Annotated in this window: 14 protein-coding genes; 5 read left to right on the forward strand and 9 right to left on the reverse strand. The window is 29.2% G+C overall.

What is annotated here, in order from left to right; translation table 11 throughout:
* Nucleotides 1-161 precede the first annotated feature (161 nt).
* The 5 genes from ACR0QS_RS07840 to ACR0QS_RS07860 all read left to right on the forward strand — a co-directional run bounded on the left by ACR0QS_RS07840 (nucleotide 162) and on the right by ACR0QS_RS07860 (nucleotide 3259).
* Nucleotides 162-374, forward strand: a complete 213-nt coding sequence (locus tag ACR0QS_RS07840) for a hypothetical protein (RefSeq protein WP_432632886.1) — start codon at nucleotides 162-164, stop codon at nucleotides 372-374.
* Entirely contained in the window at nucleotides 361-765 is a 405-nt protein-coding gene (locus ACR0QS_RS07845; protein ID WP_432632887.1) for a hypothetical protein, read from the forward strand. Before ACR0QS_RS07840 ends, ACR0QS_RS07845 begins: the two co-directional genes overlap by 14 nt.
* Before the next feature lie 2 nt (nucleotides 766-767).
* On the forward strand, nucleotides 768-1868 hold the full coding sequence (gene aroC, locus ACR0QS_RS07850) for a chorismate synthase (RefSeq protein WP_432632888.1): 1101 nt from the start codon (nucleotides 768-770) through the stop codon (nucleotides 1866-1868).
* Between the two features lie 81 nt (nucleotides 1869-1949).
* Nucleotides 1950-2561, forward strand: coding sequence for a hypothetical protein (locus tag ACR0QS_RS07855; protein WP_432632889.1), 612 nt, complete (start codon nucleotides 1950-1952; stop codon nucleotides 2559-2561).
* Between the two features lie 20 nt (nucleotides 2562-2581).
* Nucleotides 2582-3259 (forward strand): thiamine diphosphokinase, encoded by a 678-nt coding sequence (locus tag ACR0QS_RS07860; protein WP_432632890.1) that lies wholly within the window; start codon nucleotides 2582-2584, stop codon nucleotides 3257-3259.
* 34 nt (nucleotides 3260-3293) lie between these two features.
* Here ACR0QS_RS07860 and ACR0QS_RS07865 read toward each other — a convergent pair whose 3' ends face one another.
* From ACR0QS_RS07865 to ACR0QS_RS07905, 9 genes are all read right to left on the reverse strand, one after another.
* Nucleotides 3294-3659 (reverse strand): VOC family protein, encoded by a 366-nt coding sequence (locus ACR0QS_RS07865; RefSeq protein WP_432632891.1) that lies wholly within the window; start codon nucleotides 3657-3659, stop codon nucleotides 3294-3296.
* Nucleotide 3660: 1 nt separating this feature from the next.
* Complete coding sequence (locus tag ACR0QS_RS07870) at nucleotides 3661-4266, reverse strand: GNAT family N-acetyltransferase (RefSeq protein WP_432632892.1); 606 nt, start codon at nucleotides 4264-4266, stop codon at nucleotides 3661-3663.
* Nucleotides 4263-5012, reverse strand: a complete 750-nt coding sequence (locus ACR0QS_RS07875; RefSeq protein WP_432632893.1) for a GNAT family N-acetyltransferase — start codon at nucleotides 5010-5012, stop codon at nucleotides 4263-4265. The genes ACR0QS_RS07870 and ACR0QS_RS07875 overlap by 4 nt, the downstream gene beginning before the upstream one ends.
* Nucleotides 5009-5473 carry a GNAT family N-acetyltransferase gene (locus ACR0QS_RS07880; RefSeq protein ID WP_432632894.1) on the reverse strand — a complete coding sequence of 155 codons (465 nt, stop codon included), beginning with the start codon at nucleotides 5471-5473 and terminating at the stop codon, nucleotides 5009-5011. The genes ACR0QS_RS07875 and ACR0QS_RS07880 overlap by 4 nt, the downstream gene beginning before the upstream one ends.
* Before the next feature lie 24 nt (nucleotides 5474-5497).
* Nucleotides 5498-5599 carry a hypothetical protein gene (locus ACR0QS_RS07885; protein WP_432632895.1) on the reverse strand — a complete coding sequence of 34 codons (102 nt, stop codon included), beginning with the start codon at nucleotides 5597-5599 and terminating at the stop codon, nucleotides 5498-5500.
* A 38-nt stretch (nucleotides 5600-5637) separates the two neighbouring features.
* Nucleotides 5638-5859, reverse strand: a complete 222-nt coding sequence (locus ACR0QS_RS07890; protein ID WP_432632896.1) for a hypothetical protein — start codon at nucleotides 5857-5859, stop codon at nucleotides 5638-5640.
* A 30-nt stretch (nucleotides 5860-5889) separates the two neighbouring features.
* Nucleotides 5890-6717, reverse strand: coding sequence for a class I SAM-dependent methyltransferase (locus ACR0QS_RS07895; protein ID WP_432632897.1), 828 nt, complete (start codon nucleotides 6715-6717; stop codon nucleotides 5890-5892).
* 115 nt (nucleotides 6718-6832) lie between these two features.
* Nucleotides 6833-8449, reverse strand: a complete 1617-nt coding sequence (locus ACR0QS_RS07900) for a peptide ABC transporter substrate-binding protein (protein WP_432632898.1) — start codon at nucleotides 8447-8449, stop codon at nucleotides 6833-6835.
* A 48-nt stretch (nucleotides 8450-8497) separates the two neighbouring features.
* Nucleotides 8498-9451 (reverse strand): WESB_1763 family membrane protein (locus ACR0QS_RS07905; RefSeq protein ID WP_432632899.1); only part of this gene is annotated, 954 nt, incomplete at its 5' end.

Here is a 9451-nt window from a genome sequence, read left to right on the forward strand (position 1 = left end):
AATGATTAAACAGTTATTTTTTTATGACATAGAGAGCGAAAATTCAAACGAGTTCGGAGCATTTTTCAAGTTCGACTCTACTATAATTTTTATCTCATCAAATTGTTTGAATTTTTCTCTTGCTAAAAAAATCGTTAAAATATTTATTTTGAGGAATTTTTATGCATAGTAATAGTATAAGAGAAGAAAAAAGATTGCTTAATATTGCATTAAAGTATAGAGAAGAAATAAGTGAAGAAGATTTTAACGCTATCGTTAGTTTATGTTATGGTAGAATAATGGGAAAAAGATTAAATAATTGTATAGATAGAATGATAATTCCAACTTATAATAGAATAATAAAAAGTATGATAAGTAGCTATGCAAAAAAATAATAAAAATAATCATAATGAAAATGTTCTTTCCGAAAAAACTAGCTTAAAAGAAAATAAATCTCAAAACAGCATTATAGAAGAAATTTCTCAATTTTTTTCCGTATCGAGTTCTTTTAATCCTGTTTCAAAACTTTCAGAAGATAATATAAATAAAATGTTGGAAAATTATGATAAACATGATGAAAGAGAATTTGAAGATAAAAAAGGAAAAAGAATTTTTATTATAACGCTTTCAATATTTTTTGGACTTTTAATATTATCAATTTTATTTATATTTAAAGATAATACAGAATTATTAAAAATTATCATTCCTTCAATTATTTCTTTATCCGTTGGAGTTATTGGTGGATACGGTTATGGATACAAAAAAGGAAGAGATGCTGACGATTAAATATGGGAAGCGTGTTTGGGAAAAATATTAAATTAAGTTTGTTCGGCGAGTCGCATGGGGAAGCTATCGGCTGCGTTATTGACGGTTTTCCGCATGGAATTAAAATTGACGGCGATTTTATAGAATCCGAAATGGAACGAAGAAGAGCGAAAAATCCTAGCATATCGACTGCAAGAAACGAAAAAGATAAAGTGGAAATTCTTTCGGGATTGCTTGAAAATAAAACTACGGGAATGCCGATATCCGCGATAATAAGAAACGAAAATAAAAGAAGCGGAGATTACTCAAATCTTAAAATAATGCCTCGTCCTTCTCATAGCGATTTTACGGCAATGATACGATATCAAAATTATAACGACATAAGAGGCGGAGGACATTTTTCGGGAAGACTTACCGCTCCTTTAGTATTTGCGGGCGCTTTATGTAAATCGGCTTTGAAAGAAAAATTTAATATAAATATAGCAGCTCATATAAAGCAAATCCACAATATAAAAGATAAATATCCAAATAATAAACTGCCGAGCTATAAAGAATTTATTAAAAATTATAAAAAAGAATTATCCGTATTTGATAACGATGCAATGAACGAAATGATAAAAACAATTAAAGACGCTAAAATGAATATGGATTCTGTCGGCGGAATTATAACTATAGTCGCTTTTAATATTCCTGCGGGATTCGGAGAACCTTTTTATTCTTCGATTGAAAGCAGAATTGCGGAGTCGATTTTTGGAGTTCCCGCGGTTAAAGGAATTGAATTCGGACTCGGATTCGATTTTGTAAATTATAAAGGAAGCGAATGCAACGATACTTATACGATAAAGAATAATAAAATAAAAACGAAAACAAATAATAACGGCGGAATTTTGGGCGGAATTTCAAACGGAATGCCGATTGTCGTCAATGTGGCTATAAAACCGACTCCTTCGATAGCGAAAGAACAATTAACTTTGAATATAAAAACTAAAAAAGAAGATAAACTTATAATTAAAGGAAGGCATGACCCTTGCATTGCGGTTCGGGCAGTTCCCGTATTGGAAGCGGCTTTATCCGTTGCATTGCTCGATTTATGTATCGAAATGAAAGGAAAATTTTTGAAATAAATAAGAAATAAAGAATTATATATTTTTACCGTTAATATTAATAATAATTAAATCAATAAAATAAGTAATTAAGTAATAAAAATGAAAAAAATAATATTTATCATATTTATAATTTTTAGTTTGAATCTTTATTCGAGAGTAGGATTTAAAGAATCCACAATAATTGAAAAAAAAGATTACGGTTATATAGTTTATGCGGAAGATTATTATAGATTATATTCTTTGCCTTCCTATTATTCTGAATACGATATGCTTAAAAATGTAGATTATTTGGAGAGAGCCTTAAATGCGCCATTCGATTTTGTAAACAGAGCGTTAACGATTATAGAAACTGAAAACGCCTATACTCGATATAAAGACTTGATGCATATGCAATTCAATTATCTTATAACTCAAAATTATATTTATATTGCGGGACTTTACGATAAAGAAAATTATTATTTTTACAATTCGCAGTTTGACGAAGATATAAGAAAAAGTTTTGAATACGCGATTTATTTTTATAATTTGGCAAAAGAAAGATGGGCGATTACGAAAGATTTGGCTCAAAAAGTTATGGTTAATAAATCGAAATTGGAAATGGATAATTTAATTGACAAAGCTTATAAAATCGCGCTCGGCGAAATCGATTATAATAAAACGGCGGACAGACAACTAAAACATATAGAAAATATTTTATCTCAAATGAATTGATTAAAATTAAATTATTTACAATGAAAAAATATTATCCTTTGATTGACAAAAATACTAATTTTGACGCCGTGATATTGGGAGACGGAGATTATCCTTTTGCGGAAATTCCTTTAACTATTTTAAGAAACGCGAATTTTATTTGCTGCTGCGATGGAGCGGTTGTAAAACATATTAAAAACGGTGGCAAATTGGACGCGATAGTGGGAGACGGAGATTCGATTCCAGAAAATTTTAAACGGAAATATAAAAACATTTTGCATATAGAAACGGAACAAGAAACTAACGACCAAACTAAAGCGACTCGATTTTGCATTAATAAAGGTTTCAATCGTATAGCTTATATCGGAGCAACGGGCAAAAGAGAAGACCATACATTAGGAAATATTTCGCATCTTATAACTTATCTTAAAGAATATAAAATTGACGCGGTAATGTTAACAGACTATGGCTATTTTGTAGCCTCTCAAGGAAATTCAAAATTCGCTTCTTTCAAAGGACAGCAAATTAGTTTTTTCAATATCGACTGTTCTAAATTTGAATCGAAAGGAACTATATGGGAAACAAGCGCCTATAAATATTGGTGGCAGGGAACTTTAAACGAAGCTTTGGGAGACGAAATTGAAATATTATCGGACGGTTTTTTTTTGGTTTTCAGAACTTATGTAAGTAAAAATGCGGAAAATAATAAATTGCAATGATTAAACTAATTTATTTTCATTCATAATTCATAATTTACTTTATCGGCGTTCCAACTTCGATAAGATTTCCGTCCAAGTCGTAAAACCTTATCACTTTTTGTCCCCAAGTATGCGTCATTAATTTATTAACATATTTTATTTGAGGATATAAAGTTTCAAGTTTTTGAATAAAATCTTCTATATTTTCTTCTTCAAAATATAATTCCGCCGAATTGCTTTCTATAACAACATCTTTGCCTAAAAATTTTTCCCAATACGATTTTTGCTGCAATGCAAGTCTTTCCGTCAAAACCACATTTCCGTCATTATCCGCTATGAGTTTAAGTCCAAATAAATCTTCGTAAAACTTTTTTGATTTTTCAATATCTTCAACGACAATTAGAAAATTTTTTAATTCCATTTTAATTTCCTTTTCTATTTTCTTTTATTTTAAACGGAAATTTTTTATCGAATTCTTCCAATTCTTTTTCATCAACTTTATAACAATCGGGGTCGCTATATATTCCTTTCAGATTTTCGATATTATTATCGTTCAATATTTTAATCATAAAAAACGGCGCTTCTTCGTTTTTATCAAGTCCTTCATAATAGATTTTATATTTGGAACAGCTTTCAAATCCGAACTTTTTATAATAATTTGGATTTCCCGTAATTACTATAGCGTCATATCCTAATTTTTTCGCTTTTTCTATAGTGTAATTTATTAGTTTCTCGCCATAGCCTTTTTTCTGATATTCGGGTAAAACGCTCACGGGACCAAAAATTAAAATCTCTCTTGTATTTCCGTTTTCCAATTTTAAATTTCCTTTCGCGTAAACTATATTTGCGATTATTTTATTTTCGATTTCGATGCAATAATCCAGTTCTTTAACGAAAGATTTGCTTTTTCTCAAATTATGAATTATTAAATGCTCGAAACATCCTTCTCTATATATATTCCAAAAAGCTTCTCTTGTAAGACGCTCGACTTCAAAATAATCTTTTTCTTCTTCCAGTCTTATAATCATATTTTTTCCTTAAATAATTTTTCCGCCAAATTTTTATTTAAAAGCAAATTTGAAATATATTTTCCGTCTTTGAAAATCGCCCAATTATTGAAAACGCATGGCAGATTTTTCGCTTTTTCAATCGTGTCTATTTTTTCAATATTCACTTTAATTTTATTTTCTTTTGCAAATTCTTTCACTTCGATTATGCAGTTTGCTATGAAGGGACATTCATCGCTATAATAAATAGTCCAGTCTTTATTTTTTATTTTCATTTGTTTTGCAGTTTCGTTAAAACGCGGAGATTCTTTTCCAAAGTTCAAAGATAATAATTGATATTCTCCAATACTGTCTACCGTTTCAAATCCAAATTTTTCAAAGAATTTCTTTTCGGATAAATAAGGTTTTTTCTTTTTTGCACTTATGACGCAGATTCCGTTTTTCTTTTGTTTTTTAGCGTCTTCTATCGCGTATTTTAAAAGTTCTTTTCCGTAGCCTTTTCCCTTAAATGAACCCGCAACCCACAAACAGTATATATACATAAAATTATTTCCGCTAACGGGACAAAAAGATTTTTCAAGCGGCGCGTATTCTATAAATACTTTTCCTCTTTCGTTTAATTTTCTAAATATATGTCCGTCTTTTATTCTTTCTTTAAGCCATTCTTTTTTTAATCTCACGCCTTCTTGATGTTTCTTATCCGAAATAGCGCAGCAAATATGTTCGCTTTCGATATTTTCTAAATTCAAATTAATATATTCGTTCATAAAATTTTCTCCATTCCTATTTTTTGAATTTTAAGTCCAATATTTTTGTAGAATCGCATCGCACTGTCGTTTCCTTCCCAAACATTTAAAGTGAGATTATAACAGCCGATTTTTTTCGCATATTCCAAAACATAATCGTATAATTTTTTTCCTATTCCTTTCCCTCTGCAATTTTTATCGACACATAAATCGTCTATATAAAGACTTTTATAATCGCATAAAGAATTTTCGTTATCGTGATTGATTAAAATACAAAAAGCGTAGCCTTCGATTTTTCCATCGCTTTCGTAAACGAATATAGGTTTTTCTTCGTCTTTTATAATTTCTTTCAATTCTTCGTCCGTATATTTCTTGCCGCCAGCTTTGAATAAATCGGGGCGAGCGTCCGAATGCACTTTATGAACTTGATAAAGTAAATTATTAATTTGTTCTATATCTTTTTCATTTGCCAATCTTATCATAAAAATTTTTCTCCTTGCTAAAATTTATTTATTGGTTATAAGATAACTTTCGTCTATAAAATAGTATATTTCTTTTATTGGAACGCTATCGTCAAGTTTAATTGTAAACCAATTCCTTTTATTCATATGATAGCCCGCAAAATATTTTTCATTGTCTATTAAATTTATAATATTATCTCTATTATTTTATCGCTTTCAATTCCTAATTTATTTTCTTCCAAAGATATTAAAAGAGCATACCATTTTTTATTTTCTTTATGACGAAAGACTGCATATTTAGGAAATTTAATCCATAAAAATTCCAATTTATTATTATATTTTTCTTCTACATATTTAATAATTTGCTTTGCCTGTTTGCTTTTAAATATATCAAAAGATTTATCCATTTGAAAATTACTCCTAAATTTATTTATTTTTTATTTAAATTCTATTTTTACAATTTGCATATTAAAAATTTTGTCGGTAAGAATATTTAAAAATTTGTATAATAATCTTATATCTTTTAATTTTCTATAACCGTTCATATAAGATTTGCCAGAAACATTTTCAAAATTATCGCTCCAGCTTTTTAGTTCATTTAAATTATCCGAAATGCAAAAATAAGAACCGACATCTTTTATATCTATCGTTTTTAAAAGTTTTAAAATCATTTTCAATCCTCTTTTATTGCAAGTATCGAAAGCGATAGTTCCGCCGTTAAAATATTCCGACATTTTAACGAAAAGATTTTTAACTTCTTCTTTTTTGAAATAATAAAAAACTCCCGAGGCTACAAAAATTACGCCTTTGTCTTTTTCGATTTTTTCAAACCAAGAATAATCGTTCAAGTCGCAGGCAATATTGAATTCATTGTTCGCTTTTTCCAATAATTCGTCTCTCGTTTTTATAACATCTTCAAAATCCAAATTATAGCCTTTGCATTTTCCGTTATTTACTCTCGAAAATAAATCGCTTAATCCGCAGCCCAAATTGACTACCGAAGCTTCCGCTCGTTTTTCCAAATATTCTTTAATCTCGCATTCCAAATCGAATTCTCTTTGAGCGACTTCCAAAGCTCCATACAATCCAATTGCAGAATTAAAATATTTTTCTTTATCCGAAAAATCGTAATCAATTTTATCGATTATATAGTCGGACATTTTATCTCCAATTAAATCGGGAAATTTTTCTTTCGCTATTTTTCTTGAATATAAAGGTATAATCAAAGTTTCTTGAACCGTATTTTTTTCTATTTTTTGTTTCATGTCAATTCCTTAATTTTTATTTTAGAATTTAATTATATACTAATAAAATAAAAAAGGCATATATAAAATATATACGCCTTTTTATTAAAAATATTGTATTTAGAAAATTTTAATTCTATTCTTTATACGAATAAACGAATTTATGCATAGCCAAAGCGTCATAATAAACATCTTTTAATTTTGGAGATACAAGTAATGGTTCGGTATAAAAATAAATCGGAACTATAGCGAAACTGTTTACAAGCAATTCTTCCGCTTTATGCATAGCGTCCATTCTCACTTTTTGATTTCCCGTAGTCAATGCCGTTTGAATATAAGCGTCATATTGAGCGTTGCTGTAAGAACTATAATTATTTGGGGAATGACTCGTATATAAAGATAAAAAATTTATCGGGTCGTTAAAATCTCCAAACCATCCGCCTCGCGCCATAGTTAGATTTTTATCGTATCTTGTTTGTAAGAATACAGCCCATTCTTCTTGAACTATCTTTGTGTCTATTCCCAAATTTTCTTTCCACATCTGCTGAACCGCTTCGAATATCGCAACATGAAAACCAGGGTCTGCCTTGAATTCAAAAACTGGAAAACCTTTTCCTTCGGGATAGCCCGCTTCCGCCATTAATCTTTTTGCTTCTTCAATATTATTTTGATAATTTTCTGGGCTTATATCAAAGAATCCTCCGCCGATTTCTCTAAAGCTGTCTTTGACATCGACATCTCTTATTCCAAAAGGAACGAAAGCGTTGGCGGGAGTTTCTCCTCCTTTCATTACTTGTTCGACTATATAATTTCTGTCTATAGCCAAAGCGAGCGCCTTACGAATTCTCACATCTTTCAATACTTCGTTTGTAACATTAAAGCAGTAAAAATAAGAGGCAAGCATCGGTTTTATTTGCAATAATCCTTCTTCTTTTAAGTTCGGTATATCTTGAGTCGGAACTACTCGAGCAAAATCTATAGAACCGTCTTTAATTCCCGCAACCGAAGAGTTTTCATTTTGCATTAAAACAAATCTTAATTTTTCTGCGACAACGGAATCGACATTCCAGTAATTTGTATTTTTAATCATTACAATACTGTCATCCTGATTTATTTCTGTTGTTACAAAAGGTCCGTTTCCTATATAAGTTTCTGGATTTAAACTCCAAGTATCGCCGTATTCTTCTATAATATCTCTTCTAACTGGATAAAAAGTTGGAAATGCAACCAAATCCAAAAAGTAAGCCGTTGGAGCTTCCAAAACCACTTCCAAAGTATAATCGTCTATAGCCTTTATTCCTAAACTCTCAACAGGCAAGTTTCCAGCAGTAATATCTTTTGCATTTTTCACTGGTTCATGCTGAAAACTATATTGACTTCCAACCAAAGGGTCTACAACTCTTCTCCAAGTATAAACGAAATCTTCCGCTAAAACGGGTTTGCCATCGCTCCATTTTGCGTTGGTTCTTAAATGGAATATATATCTTGTGCCATCGTCAAACTCTTCCCAGCTTTCCGCAACTCCGCCGACAATATTTCCATTTTTATCCTTTGTTGTTAAACCCTCGAAAGCATGAATAACATAATAACATCCGTCCAGAGCGGTATTCAAACTTGGGTCTATAGTTTTTGGCTGAGGTCCCGCATTAATAGTTATAATCTTATTATTTGACGCGTTTTCTCCGCATGAGATAAAGCATAAAATAAATACCGTAGAAAAAATGATTGATAGAATTGTTTTTATTTTTTTCATTGTAAAATCCTTTTAATTTAAAATTTTAATTGAGTATATTATATGGATTTAATAATCTCTGTCAATAGAAAGAGAATTTAAAATTATTTCCGTCATTTCTATTGCCGAAAAAATTGATATTAATCTTAAAGTAAAATCGCTCATATCGATTCCCGCAAGTATAAATAAAGTCAAAATTATAAACTCGGCTGAATATTTTTTTGAGATAATCGAAGCGCTTAAAAAACTGAATAAAGTAAAAATAAAAGCGACAGTTAAAAAAGCGTAGAATATAAAAGGAAAATTAATCCCGACTCCCAAAGCGTTATAAAAATAAATTATTATCAAATTGTATTTATCAGACATTAATATAAACGAAAATATTACAATCGCCAAACCGAAAATAAAATATTTAATTTTAGTTTTCCAATACTTTGGAATAAAAATTATAATATAAGAAATCATAATTATTATAAAAGATAACGAAGCGACTTTTTCCATATACGAAGTTAAAAATAAAGAAACATAATGAACAATATCGTCATCGACAATTTTATTTATAGAAAACAAAATATAACTAAAATTAGAAAATGCGAGCGCCGTAAAAATAAATATATAAATTCCTCTTTCCAATTCGTTTATATTTTTTAGCAAAATTATCAGGAGCAATGTTTTTATCGTTATAATAAAAGTAAAAATGAAAAACAATAATTCTACAATATTATAAATATTAATATCGCTTATATATAATTTCAAAGTTCCCGTTATCAAAAAAATTATTCCCAAAATTCCGTTTACAATTTGCGAATTAAATAAATAACCGTAGAATTTATAAAATAGAAGCAGAAAAAAAATTATGAATATCGAATAATTGATTATATAATTTATTATATAAATAAAAGAATTTCCGCTTATATCCAAAAATAAAACTCTAAAAAAAAGAAAATTAAAAAGAACGGCTATTAAAAAAATATTAGCCCAAAAGTTGTATTTATTTATAAACGAATTATTATTGTTATTAAT

The organism is Brachyspira sp. (genome assembly GCF_050873525.1).
GTDB lineage: Bacteria > Spirochaetota > Brachyspiria > Brachyspirales > Brachyspiraceae > Brachyspira.